18 protein-coding genes are annotated in these 15,222 nt (G+C 62.7%); 15 read left to right on the forward strand and 3 right to left on the reverse strand.

The annotated features are described in order from the left end of the window. Window positions 1–305: 305 nt before the first annotated feature. The 7 genes from sdhC (at window position 306) to D3242_RS08340 (ending at window position 7,109) form a co-directional block, all read left to right on the forward strand. A complete protein-coding gene (gene sdhC / locus D3242_RS08310; RefSeq protein ID WP_019862010.1) occupies window positions 306–725 on the forward strand; it encodes a succinate dehydrogenase, cytochrome b556 subunit in 420 nt (139 codons plus the stop codon). A gap of 2 nt (window positions 726–727) precedes the next feature. Further along, window positions 728–1,126: a succinate dehydrogenase, hydrophobic membrane anchor protein gene (sdhD, locus tag D3242_RS08315; RefSeq protein ID WP_019862008.1), complete on the forward strand. Its 399-nt coding sequence runs from the start codon at window positions 728–730 to the stop codon at window positions 1,124–1,126. Window positions 1,127–1,154: 28 nt separating this feature from the next. After that, the gene (sdhA, locus tag D3242_RS08320) at window positions 1,155–2,963 is read left to right on the forward strand and encodes a succinate dehydrogenase flavoprotein subunit (RefSeq protein ID WP_171880348.1); all 1,809 of its coding nucleotides are present in this window, start codon (window positions 1,155–1,157) and stop codon (window positions 2,961–2,963) included. A gap of 2 nt (window positions 2,964–2,965) precedes the next feature. Then, window positions 2,966–3,403: a DUF3052 family protein gene (locus tag D3242_RS08325; protein ID WP_019862004.1), complete on the forward strand. Its 438-nt coding sequence runs from the start codon at window positions 2,966–2,968 to the stop codon at window positions 3,401–3,403. Then, complete coding sequence (locus tag D3242_RS08330) at window positions 3,403–4,182, forward strand: succinate dehydrogenase iron-sulfur subunit (RefSeq protein WP_010912301.1); 780 nt, start codon at window positions 3,403–3,405, stop codon at window positions 4,180–4,182. Before D3242_RS08325 ends, D3242_RS08330 begins: the two co-directional genes overlap by 1 nt. A gap of 498 nt (window positions 4,183–4,680) precedes the next feature. Then, a complete protein-coding gene (locus tag D3242_RS08335; protein ID WP_245435296.1) occupies window positions 4,681–6,324 on the forward strand; it encodes a sulfatase-like hydrolase/transferase in 1,644 nt (547 codons plus the stop codon). Window positions 6,325–6,479: 155 nt separating this feature from the next. Continuing rightward, on the forward strand, window positions 6,480–7,109 hold the full coding sequence (locus D3242_RS08340; protein WP_019862000.1) for a YceH family protein: 630 nt from the start codon (window positions 6,480–6,482) through the stop codon (window positions 7,107–7,109). Window positions 7,110–7,179: 70 nt separating this feature from the next. Here the strand turns inward: D3242_RS08340 and D3242_RS08345 are convergent, their stop codons facing one another. Next, window positions 7,180–7,605 carry an OsmC family protein gene (locus D3242_RS08345; RefSeq protein ID WP_010912297.1) on the reverse strand — a complete coding sequence of 142 codons (426 nt, stop codon included), beginning with the start codon at window positions 7,603–7,605 and terminating at the stop codon, window positions 7,180–7,182. Between the two features lie 254 nt (window positions 7,606–7,859). Here D3242_RS08345 and D3242_RS08350 point away from each other — a divergent pair, with 254 nt between their 5' ends. From D3242_RS08350 to D3242_RS08365, 4 genes are all read left to right on the forward strand, one after another. Continuing rightward, entirely contained in the window at window positions 7,860–8,087 is a 228-nt protein-coding gene (locus D3242_RS08350; protein ID WP_038650525.1) for a hypothetical protein, read from the forward strand. Next, window positions 8,084–8,440 (forward strand): YciI family protein, encoded by a 357-nt coding sequence (locus D3242_RS08355; RefSeq protein WP_019861998.1) that lies wholly within the window; start codon window positions 8,084–8,086, stop codon window positions 8,438–8,440. The genes D3242_RS08350 and D3242_RS08355 overlap by 4 nt, the downstream gene beginning before the upstream one ends. Window positions 8,441–8,598: 158 nt before the next feature. After that, window positions 8,599–9,126 (forward strand): hypothetical protein, encoded by a 528-nt coding sequence (locus D3242_RS08360; protein ID WP_038653532.1) that lies wholly within the window; start codon window positions 8,599–8,601, stop codon window positions 9,124–9,126. A gap of 209 nt (window positions 9,127–9,335) precedes the next feature. Then, complete coding sequence (locus tag D3242_RS08365; protein ID WP_081295898.1) at window positions 9,336–9,734, forward strand: GFA family protein; 399 nt, start codon at window positions 9,336–9,338, stop codon at window positions 9,732–9,734. Here the strand turns inward: D3242_RS08365 and D3242_RS08370 are convergent. Further along, complete coding sequence (locus D3242_RS08370) at window positions 9,731–10,990, reverse strand: ubiquinone biosynthesis hydroxylase (protein ID WP_019861993.1); 1,260 nt, start codon at window positions 10,988–10,990, stop codon at window positions 9,731–9,733. The two genes, D3242_RS08365 and D3242_RS08370, sit on opposite strands and share 4 nt — an antisense overlap. A 98-nt stretch (window positions 10,991–11,088) precedes the next feature. On the opposite strand from D3242_RS08370, the gene tesB reads away from it, so the two are divergent. From tesB to D3242_RS08390, 4 genes are all read left to right on the forward strand, one after another. Beyond that, the gene (gene tesB, locus D3242_RS08375; protein ID WP_019861992.1) at window positions 11,089–11,949 is read left to right on the forward strand and encodes an acyl-CoA thioesterase II; all 861 of its coding nucleotides are present in this window, start codon (window positions 11,089–11,091) and stop codon (window positions 11,947–11,949) included. A gap of 322 nt (window positions 11,950–12,271) precedes the next feature. Next, complete coding sequence (locus tag D3242_RS08380; protein ID WP_013528889.1) at window positions 12,272–12,610, forward strand: P-II family nitrogen regulator; 339 nt, start codon at window positions 12,272–12,274, stop codon at window positions 12,608–12,610. A gap of 31 nt (window positions 12,611–12,641) precedes the next feature. After that, window positions 12,642–14,003 (forward strand): ammonium transporter, encoded by a 1,362-nt coding sequence (locus D3242_RS08385; RefSeq protein ID WP_019861991.1) that lies wholly within the window; start codon window positions 12,642–12,644, stop codon window positions 14,001–14,003. Between the two features lie 333 nt (window positions 14,004–14,336). Beyond that, a complete protein-coding gene (locus D3242_RS08390) occupies window positions 14,337–14,612 on the forward strand; it encodes a hypothetical protein (RefSeq protein WP_019861990.1) in 276 nt (91 codons plus the stop codon). A gap of 140 nt (window positions 14,613–14,752) precedes the next feature. Here D3242_RS08390 and D3242_RS08395 read toward each other — a convergent pair whose 3' ends face one another. Beyond that, complete coding sequence (locus tag D3242_RS08395) at window positions 14,753–15,124, reverse strand: hypothetical protein (RefSeq protein WP_064981462.1); 372 nt, start codon at window positions 15,122–15,124, stop codon at window positions 14,753–14,755. Window positions 15,125–15,222: the final 98 nt, after the last annotated feature.

A 15,222-nucleotide genomic window follows, 5' to 3' on the forward strand; every position in this document is an offset into this window, starting at 1 on the left:
TCGAGCCGGCTTTGGGTCCTCCGCCCCTAATCGATTGAAGCCCGAGCCAGCCTTTTTGTCAGACTAAATGACGTTTCCAAAACGATTTTCTGGCTTTGACGCGGTGCAAAAAGAGCATTAGAAACCGGCTGTCCGAAGTCGCAACCGGAAGCGGCAATGCCGTATTTCCACCTGAGGCTAAAAGCGCGTCGCGCCGAAACGGATTCATGCGACGCGCTTCGGATTCTTGTTTAGTGCATGCCGTCCTCCCAAAACCGAGGCCACTTTTGGGCGACATGCACGAAGACGCCGAACCTGGGGGAGCCATGAGCAAATCACCAGCCACCCGCGAATTCGCCAGACGAGAACGGCCGCTTTCGCCGCACCTGACGATCTACCGGCCGCCGATCACCATGACGATGTCGATCATCCATCGCATCACCGGCGGGGCGCTTTATTTCGGCACGCTGCTGGTCGCGGTCTGGCTGATGGCGGCGGCAAGCTCGCAGGCGACCTTCGACTGGGTCAACTGGGCCTTCGGCACCTGGCTCGGCCGGCTGATCCTGTTCGGCTACACCTGGGCGCTGATGCACCACATGCTGGGCGGCGTGCGCCACCTGGTCTGGGATACGGGCGCCGGGTTGGAAAAGCATACGGCCTCGAAGATCGCCTGGGCGACGCTTGTCGGCTCGGTCCTGCTCACCTTGCTGATCTGGATCGCCGGCTACATGGCGCGAGGAGCCTGATCATGAGCGGCAAGAACAATACCGATATGCGCACGCCGCTGGCGAAAGTCCGCGGTCTCGGCTCCGCCCGCGAGGGCACCGGTCATTTCTGGCGCCAGCGCCTGACCGCAATCGCCAACATCCCGCTGACGCTTTTCTTCGTCGGGTTCCTGATCGCGCTCAACGGCGCCGGCTATGCGGAAGTGCGCGCGGCGCTCGCCAATCCGTTCGTGGCGCTGATGCTGGCCCTGGTGCTGATCTCCGGGCTCATCCATATGCGGCTCGGCATGCAGGTGATCATCGAGGATTACATCACCAGCGAAGGCCTGAAGCTGGCGACGATCGCGCTCAACACATTTTTCACCGTAGCGGTCGGCGTCGCCTCGATCTTCGCGCTGCTCAAGCTGGCATTCGGAGGCTGAGTTGGCCAAGGACGCGAAATCAGCCAAAATGGCAGGCTATAATTTTGTCGACCACAAATTCGACGTGGTGGTGGTCGGCGCCGGGGGCGCGGGCCTGCGCGCCACGCTTGGCATGGCCGAACAGGGCCTGCGCACCGCCTGCATCACCAAAGTGTTCCCGACGCGCTCGCACACGGTGGCCGCGCAAGGCGGCATTGCCGCTTCGCTGTCCAATATGGGCCCCGATTCCTGGCAGTGGCACATGTACGACACCGTCAAGGGGTCGGACTGGCTCGGCGATGTCGACGCCATGGAATATCTGGTGCGCGAAGCGCCGGCCGCGGTCTACGAGCTCGAACACTATGGCGTACCATTCTCGCGCACCGAAGAGGGCAAGATCTACCAGCGGCCGTTCGGCGGCCACATGATGAATTACGGCGAAGGCCCGCCGGTGCAGCGCACCTGCGCCGCCGCCGACCGCACCGGCCACGCCATCCTGCACACGCTCTACGGCCAGTCGCTGAAGAACAACGCGCAGTTCTTCATCGAGTATTTCGCGCTCGACCTGATCATGGAGCCGGACGGCACCTGCACCGGCGTCGTTGCCTGGAACCTCGATGACGGCACCATCCACCGCTTCTCGGCCAAGATGGTGGTGCTGGCGACCGGCGGCTATGGCCGCGCCTATTTCTCGGCCACCTCGGCCCACACCTGCACCGGCGACGGCGGCGGCATGGCGTCGCGGGCCGGCTTCCCGCTGCAGGACATGGAATTCGTGCAGTTCCACCCGACCGGCATCTACGGCGCCGGCTGCCTGATCACCGAAGGCGCGCGCGGCGAGGGCGGCTATCTCGTCAATTCCGAGGGCGAGCGCTTCATGGAGCGCTACGCGCCGTCCGCCAAGGACCTTGCCTCGCGCGACGTCGTCTCACGCTGCATGACGCTGGAGATCCGCGAGGGCCGTGGCGTCGGCAAGAACAAGGACCACATCTTCCTGCATCTCAACCACCTCGATCCGGCCGTGCTGCATGAGCGGCTGCCCGGTATTTCGGAATCGGCCAAGATCTTCGCCGGCGTCGACCTGACCAAGGAGCCGATCCCGGTGCTGCCGACGGTGCACTACAATATGGGCGGCGTGCCGACCAACTACTGGGGCGAGGTGCTGAACCCGACGACGCGCAGCCCCGACAAGGTGTCGCCCGGACTGATGGCGGTCGGCGAGGCCGGCTGCGCCTCGGTGCACGGCGCCAACCGGCTGGGCTCGAACTCGCTGATCGACCTGGTGGTGTTCGGCCGCGCCGCGGCGATCCGCGCCGGCCAGGTCATCGACCGCAAGTCGGCGATCCCGTCACCCAACGAAGCCTCGGTCGAGAAGATCATGGACCGCTTCGACGGGCTGCGCCACGCCAATGGCTCGACGCCGACGGCCGTGCTGCGCGAGAAGATGCAGAAGGCGATGCAGGAAGACGCCGCCGTGTTCCGCACGCAGGAATCGCTGGAGAAAGGCTGCAAGCGCATTTCGCAGATCTGGGGCGAGCTCAAGGACATCAAAGTGTTCGACCGCTCGATGATCTGGAATTCCGACCTGGTCGAGACGCTGGAGCTGGAAAACCTGATGGCCAACGCCATCACCACCGTCTACAGCGCCGAGGCGCGCAAGGAGAGCCGCGGCGCGCATGCCCGTGAAGACTTTTCGGCGCGCGACGACGCCACCTGGCGCAAGCACACGCTGGCCAGGGTGAGCGAAGACGGCAAGGTGACGCTCAGCTACCGGCCTGTGCACACCGAGCCGCTGCTGGCCGAAAAGGACGGCGGCATCAGCCTCGCCAAGATCGCGCCCAAGGCCAGGGTGTACTGACGATGGCGCTGGCGGGCACGGGATATTCCAGCAAGCCCCTTCCGGCCAAGCTCGGCCTGAAGGACGGCATGATTGCCGCCTTCATCGCGCTGCCGCCGGAGCTCGACGAACTGGCCGGCGCCGTCGATTTCGCCGAGGTCTACCGGCTGGCCGAATGGTCCGACATTTCGGGCAGCCATCAAAGATACGACGCCGTGCACGCCTTCACCAAACAACGCGCCGAGATCGAGGATCGCCTCGGCGATGTCGAGGCGGCGATCAAGCGTGACGGCATGGTCTGGGTGTCGTGGCCGAAGAAGGCATCGAAAGTGCCGACCGACGTCACCGAGGGTGTCGTCCGCACCGAAGCGCTGAAGCGCGACCTTGTCGACGTCAAGGTCGCCGCCGTGAATGAAGTCTGGTCCGGGCTGAAGCTCGTCATCCGAAAGGACCTGAGGTAATGGTCGAACTGACGCTCCCCAAGAATTCGAAGATCCAGCAGGGCAAGACCTGGCCGAAGCCGGAGGGTGCCACCAATCTGCGGGAATACCGCATCTACCGCTGGTCGCCGGACGATGACGAGAACCCGCGCATCGACACCTATTTCGTCGACATGGACGATTGCGGGCCGATGGTGCTCGACGCGCTGCTCTGGATCAAGAACAAGATCGACCCGACGCTGACCTTGCGCCGCTCCTGCCGCGAAGGCATTTGCGGCTCCTGCGCCATGAACATCGACGGCTCCAACACGCTGGCCTGTACCAAGGGCTGCGACGACATTTCCGGCGCCGTCAAAGTCTATCCGCTGCCGCATATGCAGGTGGTGAAGGATCTGGTGCCCGACCTCACCAATTTCTACGCCCAGCACGCCTCGATCGAGCCGTGGCTGAAGACGGTGTCGCCGCAGCCGGCCAAGGAATGGCTGCAGAGCCATGAGGACCGCGAGAAGCTCGACGGGCTCTACGAATGCATATTGTGCGCCTGTTGCTCGACCTCGTGCCCGAGCTACTGGTGGAACGGCGATCGCTATCTCGGCCCGGCAACCCTCTTGCAGGCCTATCGCTGGCTGATCGACAGCCGCGACGAGGCCAAGGGCGAGCGGCTCGACAATCTCGAGGACCCGTTCCGGCTCTATCGCTGCCACACCATCATGAACTGCGCGCAGACCTGCCCCAAGGGCCTCAACCCGGCCAAGGCGATCGCCGAGATCAAGAAGATGATGGTGGAGCGCCGAGTCTGACGCCGAAATTACCTGCCGCTTTCTCTCTCGCCGCCCATAGCGGCACTCCGCGCTCGCCTCGATCTTGTGCGAAGCCCGGGTGTAAAAATCCTGTTCGCCACTGAAAGCGGCAGTCGCGCCAGGACCTCTCCGCATCGAAGTCCGTGTGCTCGGTTGCCTGATTGAAATAAGCAACCGTCGAACCGCGCAAGCGACTTGAGCAGAAGAGGTTGGTGTGGCCGATGTCCCGGCTCTTGTGTCGAACGCTGCCAGCTCAGATGGCCCGGCAGTTCTTGCTGGTTGCGCTGTCGTCCAGCCGCCAGACGGGCGGGCCCCGGCCCGGTCTTGTTTCAAACATGTCGCTTGCTAGTCTGGGGCGTCGAGGGAGTCTTGGTGACTAATATTAGCGACAGCTTAAGTAATTGATTGCTAGTTGCGCGCGATTACTTGTATTGTCTTAGTGTAGCTTTAAGCAGTCACCGATATTCACTTTCGAGATCGCGGTTCGAGTGTAAAGCGGTGCGCGGCTTCATCGTGAATGGGTGTTCAGTATCTGGGCCATTGATCAGCGCCACAACAGTCGGCTCGCTCACCTGGCTTGTGTCGCGGATCTATTTTCAGGAGAAGGGGCTGCTCTCGGCTCTCGGCCTGGGGGTTTTGATCGCGCTTCTCTGGCTTGACGGCTTCCGGGACAAGAAGGCGGATCGGCAGGGAAGCCGGTGGTTCAGGCCCTATTTCTCGCTCTTCCCCTGCCTTCTATTCCTTGTCTATGTCTATCTGGAAAGCGTCTTCGGCTATTTTGACTGGGGTGCGATGTTCATGCATGCCGGCGCCGGGATGCTGACGCCCGGTGTCGTCTTTGAGTATTTGTGGAATACCGGAAGCACGATGCTGGTTATTCTGGTCGTTCTTCTCGGTCTCGGCGCACTGAAGGCGCGCGGTACGCTGACGAGAGGATTGGATGTCGCCCTGATGGCGTTCTTCCTGGCGGCAAACCCGATGCTGACACGTCCGATCGCGGCAGCAATTCATCCCAATCCCCTGCATGATTTCCTGTCCAAGCGGTTCGTCGATATTGCCGCTTTGGCAGAGCCGGAGGTTGCAGCAGCATCCGTGGCCGTCGCGCCCAGCAACCTCGTTCATATTTTCATCGAAAGCGCCGAGCGCTCCTACATGAACGAGGCGGAGTTCGGTGACGTCATGGGTCCGCTGCTCGAATTCGACAGGCGTGGGGTTTCGGCGAGCAACATGGTGCAGCTTGCCTACACCAACAACTCCATCTCAGGGATGGTCGCTGCGAATTGTGGAACGCCGCTGCTGATAACGTTCTTCACATCGCGCCAGTATCTGGAGGAGCATTCGCAATTCCTGCCTGGCCTGACCTGCCTGGGCGATGTTCTGAAGGCACGGGGTTACCAGCAGAACTTTGTTACCGGTTGGCCACTCAGCTTCACCGGTCAGGGGACATTCTATTCCACCCATGGCTATTCATCGCTTTTCGGGGGCCCCGAAGTGGTGGCTGCGGTCGCCGGGCGCGGCAACAGTTTCGGCGCCGACGACGCTGAAGTCCTGGATTTGAGCTTCGACATTTTGCGGCGTGCGCAGCGCGGCGGCAAACCGTTCTCTTTGACGATCGCCGTCAGCGGTGGGCACGCGATGGATGGCTACCTGACCGACAAATGTATCGGCAAGACGGGACTTTCCCCGCAAGCCCCCAATATTCTCCACGCCGTGAAATGCACCAACATGCTCGTTGCCGACTTCATTCACAAAGCCGAAGCCGACGGTCTGATGGCGAACACCGTTCTGGTGCTGCAAAGCGACCATCTCAGTGCACCTAGCGCGGTGACGGACCGCCTGGACAAGTATGAACGACGCAACTTTTTCTCCCTCTCGGGGGACGGTATTCCATCCAAGACATATACCGGACTTTCGGGCACGATCGACATATTCCCCACCATCCTCGACGCGCTGGGCGTGCCGCCCCCCAATGGCCAGGCCGCCTTTGGCGTCTCGCTGCTCGGGGATCGGCCGACGCTGGCCCAGGAACTTGGACAGGACCTGCTCGATGACGCGGTCTATGCCGAGGATATCCTCGTCAGATCATTCTGGCAGCCGAAACCTGAGCGGAAGGCCGAGGCGCCTAGGACTAATGCCCTCTAGTGCCGAAGCGCGCCGGTGCAAATGTCCGATGCCAGATAGCGCCCTGATGCGAGAAAAGGCTGAAAAGTGTGACGCTTCGTAGCGCATTCGTCGATCGAAAATGGGAGACGTTTCGCGGACGGTCATGGTATCGGAAGCTTTGGGTATAGAAATCCATGAGCGAAGACCTTCCCATCCTCTCCCCCATCGAAGCGCGCGTGCTCGGCTGCCTGATCGAGAAGAAGGAGCTGACGCCTGACGTCTATCCGCTGACGCTCAACGCAGCACTTGCCGCGGCCAACCAGAAGACGGCGCGCGACCCGGTCATGGCGCTGGAGCAGACGGAGGTGCACCGGGCACTGAAGCTGCTCGAGCAGAAGGGGCTGGTGCGGCAGATGTTCGGCTCACGCGTCGAGCGCTACGAGCATCAGATGGCGCAGCGCTTCTCGCTGACCACGCCACAGACCGCCTTGATCGGCCTGCTCCTGCTGCGCGGACCGCAGACGGCGCATGAACTCCTGGCTCGAGCCGAGCGCATGGCGCGATTTTCGTCGATCGAAGATCTGCGCGGCGAACTCGACATGCTGATCGGCCGGCGGCCGCCGCTTGTCCAGGAAATCCCGCGCGGACCAGGCCAGCGCGAGGATCGCTACGTGCATCTTCTCGCCGGCCCGGTGGACGTTGCGGCTTTATCGGCGCACCGCAGTGCGCCGGCCACGCCTCACTCCGACCTGGAAGCGAGGGTGGAGGCGCTGGAGCAGGAAGTCGCGGCCCTTCGCGCCCGGCTCGACGCGCTGGGCGGCTGAGGCCACCTGGAGTTGTTCACATTAAAACGCCGGCTCTCAGGCCGGCGTTTGTCGCTTCTGGTTACCCCGCTCAGCCGAGCCTGGCGTCGAGCGACACCTTTATGGCGCCGAGCGCCTTGGAGACCGGGCATTCGGCCTTGGCCTTCTCGGCCAATTCCTTGAATTTCGCCGCATCGATGCCGGGCACCTTGCCGACCAGCGTGATCGCGCTGCCGGTGATGCCGGTGCCCGGAACCAGCGTCACCACGGCCTTGGCGTCGAGTTCGGCGGCGGGCGTGCCGTTCTCGGCCAGGAAGTGCGAAAGCTGCATGGCGTAGCAGCCGGCATGTGCCGCCGCGATCAGCTCTTCCGGGTTGGTGCCGGATTTGCCGCTTTCATCCTCGAAGCGCGCCTTGAACGAATAGGGCGTGCCCTTGAGCGTCCCGCTCTGGCTGTCGAGCGTGCCCTTGCCTTCTTTCAGATTGCCTTTCCAGACGGCGGTTGCGGTGCGGTCCATGAAGTCCTCCTTGGTTGCCGTGAACTTGGGGTTGTCGTGAACTTGGTCCGGGTGAAGCCCGGCGTCCGGTCAACTATAGCGCGGGTCGGCGCGAAGACCACTGCACTGTTTGGACCACGGCACGATGACGGCGCATTTGCCTTCGGAAAAATCCGGGCAGCCCGGAAAAAAATAGTCGCGCAAAAATGTCGACTTCCATCCAGCCCGTCCGTCCTGTGTGCGGCCATGGGATCTGTGGCCTGATGGAGGTTCACATGGACAATCTGTTTTTCGCACTGTGGAAGAGCCCGGGCCATGGGCCTGAGCGACAGGAAGACTTCTGGCTGGATCCGCCTGCGCCCGTCTTCGCCAGGCTGCTGGCGGCGGTCGCCATCATCGGGGTCGCGACATGCCTTCTCGACCATGCGGCGGCCATCGACGGCAAGGCTGACACGCTCGTCGTCGCATCCTATGGTTCGTCTCAGCAGGAGAGCTCGCGATGAAATATGTCTGCCTGGTTTATGGTGAGGAAAAGGACCTCTACGCATTGACCGTGGAGCGCGGGGCCAAGCTCGACGCGGATTCACTGGCCTATGACAGGTCCCTGGACCAGGAGGGCAAGCTGATCATCGCGCAGGCGCTGCAATCGGTGAGAACGTCGAAGTCGGTGCGCCGGCGCGAGGGCAAGCGCCTCGTCACCGACGGCCCTTTCGCCGAAACCAAGGAGCAACTGCTCGGCTTCGTCATGGTCGAGGCCGACACTCTCGACGAAGCGCTGGACATCGCCGCCGGTATTCCGCTGGCCGAACTCGGCACGGTCGAGGTCCGGGCGATCTACACTATACCGGGGTCTTAGGTGGTGCCTGGCCTTGGCGGCTGAGGCTACAAACCGGCTGTTTAATCGCCTAAGTTTCACCAGCCGCAATTGAAGTTTCTTCGCCGCAAGCAACTCTCGCGTGTTGAAGCGGCGCGACAGTTCTCTTATCGTCCCTCGGATTTCCGGGGGATTTCGACATGCCTTTCCTGATTGCTGTCCTTGGCGTGCTGGGTGCGGCGGCGTTCTGGTGGTACCGGATGAAGGCCATGAACGATGCCGCGCGCGAGGTCGCCGATGTCGTCGGGCGCGTGCAAGGCAACATCAGGCGCAAGAAACTGCGCAAGCAGGCGGCCCTGTCGCCGCTCACGGCGATCGACGATCCGGTGGTGGCCGCCGCGACGCTGATTACCGCGATCGTTTCCGAGAACGGCCCCGTGCTGCCGCAGCGCGAGGCCGTCATCCGCGCTGTAATCTCCGAGATCGCCGACAAGAAGAAAACCGACGAGGCGGTGATTTACGCCAAATGGGCGGCGGCGCAGATCGACGACACCACGATCGTCATCGACAAGCTGGCGCCGTTCCTGCGCGAACGTCTCGACGTCGCCGAGCGCAACGATCTGCTGCAGATGGTCAACCGCGCCGCCCAGGGTGGCGAGATGCGCCTCGAGATCGCCGACCAACGCATGCTGCGGCTGCGGCAGAAGCTTGGTTTTGAAGTGAACTAGGCTGTGGCGATATTCGCCGGCGTATTGGCGAGGCGCTCTCGGCTGCGGACTCACAAAGGCGCAGCGACAGTCTGATGGCCGCCAAGATCATGCACAATCGCTTGCTTCGAATGTCGGAATTGGGCTCGAGCTCAACGCATTTCATGGCGGCTCCCCCACTACGACCGGTATAAATTATCGGTCAGTCGATTGGCTCAAGGAGAATTCGCATGCGCGGTCATTGTTTATGTGGCGCCATTGCTTTTGAGGTCGATGGTCCGGCACAAGCATGCGTGAGCTGTCATTGTGAAAGTTGTCGGCGGCAATGTTCTGCGCCGATGACCACCTATATTGGCGTCTTGGACGACCAATGGCGATGGCTGAGCAAGCCTCCGAAGGTCTTCAACTCTTCTCCCGGTGTGGAAAGAACATTTTGCGATCACTGTGGCTCGCCACTGTCTTTCCGCTCAAAGAACATGTCCGGTGTCATGCATTTTTTTGCCGCGGCGATGGAGGACCCGGAAAAATTTGCACCAACGTTGCATGTCGCTTTTGAGGAGAAGCTCCCCTGGCTGAAACTCGCCGACGGCCTGCCGACACGTTTTGGGCCTGACTATACGAAAGGCTAGATCGCCTCGCCTTTCAGCAGCCGCGGCGTGTCCGCGGACAATCCCGACGCCTGCCGGATGAAAAACTCCTTCAGGCGCGGCATGCGCTCGACGAGGCCGAGGCCGATGTCGCGCACGGTGCGCAGCGGGGTGATGTCGTTGGAAAACAGCCGGTTAAGCACATCCGTCGTGACGCCCATCTGCACCGTGTCGAAACGGCGCCATTGCTGGTAGCGTTCGAGCACGTCGAGCGCGCCGATGTCCTGGCCGAGCCGGTCGGCCTCGACGATCACTTCGGCAAGTGCGGCCACATCCTTGAAGCCGAGATTGAGGCCCTGGCCGGCGATCGGATGGATGCCGTGGGCGGCGTCGCCGGCAAGGGCCACGCGCGGGGCGACGAAGGCGCGCGCGATGGTGAGGCCGAGCGGCCAGGCGCGCGGCTTGTCGGCAACGCGGATCTCGCCGAGCTTCAGGCTGAAACGCTGTTCCAGTTCATGCTCGAAGACGAGGTCGTCGCCTTCCACCAGCGTTTTGGCATCCTCCGTGCGTTCGACCCAGACGATCGACGAGCGGTTGGTGCCGTCTTCGTCGGGTTTCAGCGGCAGCGTGGCGAAGGGGCCGGCGGGCAAGAAGTGCTCTTCGGCGCGGCCATTGTGCGGGCGTTCATGCGCCACGGTGCAGACGATGCCGGACTGGCCATAGTCCCACTTCACCGTCTTGATGCCGGCCATGTCGCGCAGCTTCGAATTGACGCCGTCGGCGGCGACCAGCAGCCGTGCCGTCAGCGCGGCGCCGTCGGCCAGATGCACGGTGATACCGGCGCCATTGGTCTCGAAACCCTGCACCGCGACGCCTTCGATGATGTCGATGCCGAGCTTTTCGGCCCTGGCGCGCAAGGCGCCGTTGAGCGACTTGTTGGCGACCATATGGGCGAAGGGCTCGCCCGGCGCCACTTCGCCGCCAAAGGTCAGGAAGACCGGGCGCACAGGATCGGCGCTGCGCGAATCGGTAATGATCATCTCGGTGATCGCCTGCGCCTGCGGCGCGATCTCGGCCCAGACGCCGAGCTGGTCGAGCATGCGGCAGGCGGCAGCGGCAATGGCCGAGGCGCGGCCGTCGCGTTGCCAGGCGCCGGCGGGCGCGGCATCGACCAGCGCCACGGCCAGATGCGGTCGCGCCTGTTTCAGCGAGACGGCGGTGGCCAGGCCGACATAGCCTGCTCCGGCGACGAGGACATCGAGCCCGGATCTGGTCTTGGCGTCCGCCTTGCGTTCCATGCCTTGGCTCCTTGCGCGTCGGCCCGGGCTCGCGCCCTTGACGGCTCGTTCTTCCTGTCGGAAACCGCCATAGCAATTTTGCGGCGAGGTCACAAAACATGACGGCGGCGATCGACGAGCTTCTGAGCATTCTCGACCTCGAGAGGCTGGAACACAATCTGTATCGTGGTCGCAGCCCCCAGGTGGAGTGGCAGCGCGTGTTCGGCGGCCAGACCATCGCCCAGGCGCTGGTAGCGGCGCAGCGGACGGTGGAGCCGGACCGCTTCGTGCATTCGCTGCACGGCTATTTCATGCGGCCGGGCGACATCAGGGTGCCGATCGTCTACGAGGTCGACCGCATCCGCGACGGCGGCTCCTTCACCACTCGACGCGTGCTGGCGATCCAGCACGGACAGGCGATCTTTTCGCTGGAAGCCTCGTTCCAGGTCGACGAGAAGGGGCTGGAGCACCAGTTCGCGCTGCCCGACGACGTGCCGCCGCCGGAAGGGCTGCTGACGCAGCGCCAGCTGCTCGAAAGAGCCGAGCGTGTGCCGGAGGCGGTGCGCCGCTTCTGGGCGCGCGAACGGCCGCTGGAACTCAGGCCGGTCAATCTCCAGCACTATGAAAGCCGCGACAAGCTGCCGCCCCGGCAGAACGTCTGGATCCGCCTTGGCGGCCCGGTTCCCGATGACCGCGCGCTGCAATCGGTGCTGCTGGCCTATCTCTCCGACATGACGCTATTGGACACCTCGACCTTCGCGCATGGGCGCGGCCTGTTCGATCCCGATATCCAGGCGGCGAGCCTCGACCATTCGATGTGGTTCCATCGGCCGCATTCGCTCGACGGCTGGCTGCTCTATGCGCAGGACAGCCCGTCGAGTTCGGGGTCGCGCGGCTTCAGCCGCGGCACGCTCTATGCGCGCGACGGCACGCTGATCGCCTCGATGGCCCAGGAAGGGTTGATCCGGCTCAAGCGTTGAGCATTGCGAGTCTTGTTTGAGCAGGATCACCGGGCAAACGAAAACCGTTTGTCCGGGAAAACCGGGCTCGATTTTTCGGGATCATGCTCAAAGCCGGCAAATTAGGCAAATTCGAAAAATTGCATATTTTTTGAGCATGTGGCGTGCCGCAGGCATTGGCACCCGCTGCCTCCCATCGCCTCATTCCCTGTGTTTACAACAGGTTAACATGCTGCTTCGGCACTTGGCACGGAGCTTGAATCCTTGTGTGCACTCTCCGGCTCTTTGGGATCGGTGAAGTCGTGCAAACGCGGGGGACCGCAACAGCAAAGGGTGAAACCTTATGAAAATCGTGATGGCAATCATCAAGCCGTTCAAGCTGGACGAGGTACGCGAAGCGCTTACCGCCGTCGGCATCCAGGGCCTGACCGTCACCGAAGTCAAAGGCTACGGGCGTCAGAAGGGACATACGGAAATCTATCGCGGAGCGGAATACGCGGTCAGTTTCCTGCCGAAGATCAAGATCGAGGTCGCTGTCAGTGCCGACATGGTCGACAAGGCCGTCGAAGCCATCACCGCCGCGGCCAAGACCGGCCAGATCGGCGACGGCAAGATCTTCGTTTTCGGCATCGATCAGGCGGTGCGCATCCGCACCGGCGAAACAGACACCGACGCGCTCTGAGCGGCGAACACGTATTCCAATGGAGAGTTCAATGAATATTTCTTCCACCTTGAAGACGACGGGACGGGCGGCCCTTCTGGGCTCGCTTGCTCTGGCAGCATTGGGCAGCGTCGCCGCCTTTGCGCAGGAAGCCGCTCCGGCCGCTGCCGCCGCCGCACCGGCTGCCGCGCCCACCCCGGTGCTCGACACCGGCAACACCGCCTGGATGCTGACCTCGACGGCCCTGGTGCTGATGATGACCATTCCGGGCCTGGCGCTGTTCTACGGCGGCATGGTGCGCAAGAAGAACGTGCTCGCCACCATCATGCAGAGCTTCGCCATCACCTGCCTGGTAACGGTGCTGTGGTTCATGTTCGGCTATTCGCTGGCCTTCACCACCAATGAATCCGCCAGCATGAACAGCTACATCGGCGGCTTCTCGAGATTCTTCCATCACGGCATCACCGTCTCGACGCTGTGGCTGCCAGGGGTCGCGAACATTCCTGAGTTCGTCTTCTCGATGTTCCAGATGACCTTCGCCATCATCACGCCTGCCCTCATCGCCGGTGCCTTCGCCGAGCGCATGAAGTTCTCGGCGTTGCTGATCTTCATGGCCCTGTGGCTGCTGGTCGTCTATGCGCCGATCGCGCATTGGGTCTGGGGTGGCGGCTTCCTTGGCGCGGCCGGCGTGCTCGACTTCGCCGGCGGCACGGTCGTCCACATCAACGCCGGTGTCGCGGGCCTGGTCTGCGCGCTGGTCCTGGGCAAGCGCGAAGGCTACGGCACCACCAACATGGCGCCGCACAACCTGGTCTATTCGGTGATCGGCGCTTCGCTGCTGTGGGTCGGCTGGTTCGGCTTCAACGCCGGTTCGGAACTGGCAGCCGACGGCCTTGCCGGTGCCGCCATGCTCAACACCCAGGTCGCCACCGCCGCGGCGGCTCTCGCCTGGATGTTCGCCGAATGGATCGTCGCCAAGAAGCCCTCGGTGCTCGGCATCATCTCGGGCGCCGTCGCCGGTCTCGTCGCGGTGACGCCGGCTTCCGGCTTCGTCAACCCGACCGGCGCCTTCATCGTCGGCATCGTCGCCGGCGTGGTCTGCTACATCTCGGCGGTCAAGGTGAAGCACATGTTCGGCTATGACGACTCGCTCGATGCCTTCGGCGTCCATGGCGTCGGCGGCGTGGTCGGTGCGTTGCTGACCGGCGTGCTCGCCGATCCGGCGATCAATGCACTCGGCAAAGACGCTTCCATCGGCAAGCAGCTCTACGGCATCGTCTTCACCATCCTGTGGACGGCGATCGCCACCTTCGTGATCCTCTACATCGTCAAGGCGCTGGTCGGCCTGCGTCCGACGACCCAGGAAGAGGTCGAAGGCCTCGACATCTCCCAGCATGGCGAAGTGGTGCCGTAAGGCAAGCTTCGCCAAGGGGCCGGCGGATCCTCCTCCCGCCGGCCCCATATTTTCACGCAATCCCGGGAAAACCTGCAATTCGGCTTTCCCGGAGCTACTCCAGAGATCCCGTCGTGACGTTCTCGAAAGAGGCTCACGCATTGAGGCCCGAAGCAATTCGGGCCTCTTTTTTTGGAAAATCGAACGCTTCGAAAAGAAGAAGGAGGAATCGTTTTTCGATGCGATCACGTTCGCGTGATCAGCCAACGAGGAGAAACATAGAGCCTCCCGGCTCCGTACTGGAGGTGCGAGCGCCGTTCTGGTGCTCGCTACCAACAGGGAAGGAACCAACTGATGAACATCAAGAACATCTTCCTGGGAGCACTGGCTCTGTCGATGGTCGGCGGCGTTGCGCTTGCTGGCGCGCTCGACGAGCCTGACAATATGGCGCCGTTCTTCACCGATGCCGGCATGAAGACCATGAAGTCCGAGGCGGATTTCAAGGCAGCCTGGGCCTCGACGGCCAAGGACAAGCAGGACCAGATGATGAAGGAGTGCCAGGACGCAGCGATGAGCAAGCCTCACGCCGAATTCTGCGCCAACCTGATGATGTACGCCGGTCACAAGTGATCGCGCGGGATCGGGCAGAGGCCCGATCCTTTTGTTGTCGAGCGAAACGATGGCGGGTCCAGGTGCCCGCCATTGTTTCGTTTGCCAGTACGCCTTGGCGGAGACCGCAGGCGTTCCCGATGCCCGTCCGATGGCGGAGTCTATCCGCCGGTGCCGTCGTCCATCATGGTGTTTGTCAGCGCCTCATAGGCACTGCTGCACATCTGGGAACGGGGGCAATTGCGGACAATCAACGTCGGCGCCACCGTCAGTACGGCCGCAATCAGAATTTGCAGGCCAAGACCCGGCACCAAAAATGCCTTGCCGAAGAGAGCCCTGTACAGAAAATACAGGCCCTGTATCAGGCAAGCGGAGGCGAGCAGGTGCAGGAGCGGGCCGGTCGCCCTGGCAAAGGGCGTCACGTGACCATCCGGAAAGCCCACCATCCCGAGTTCGACAAACCAGTGCGCAGCAAGCAGGAGACTAAGCCCTGCCCAGGCCAGGGCCGCCCCGCGAAGGAAGATAGACCGCATGCCTCTATCCACCCCGGTGGCCGCACGGCGACATTGCACATCCCGCCCGCTTCCGCTGCAACCTGAAGTGACGAGTTTGATGATCTCAACCTCTTATA

It is taken from the genome of Mesorhizobium jarvisii, from assembly GCF_003601985.1.
GTDB classification, from domain to species: domain Bacteria; phylum Pseudomonadota; class Alphaproteobacteria; order Rhizobiales; family Rhizobiaceae; genus Mesorhizobium; species Mesorhizobium jarvisii.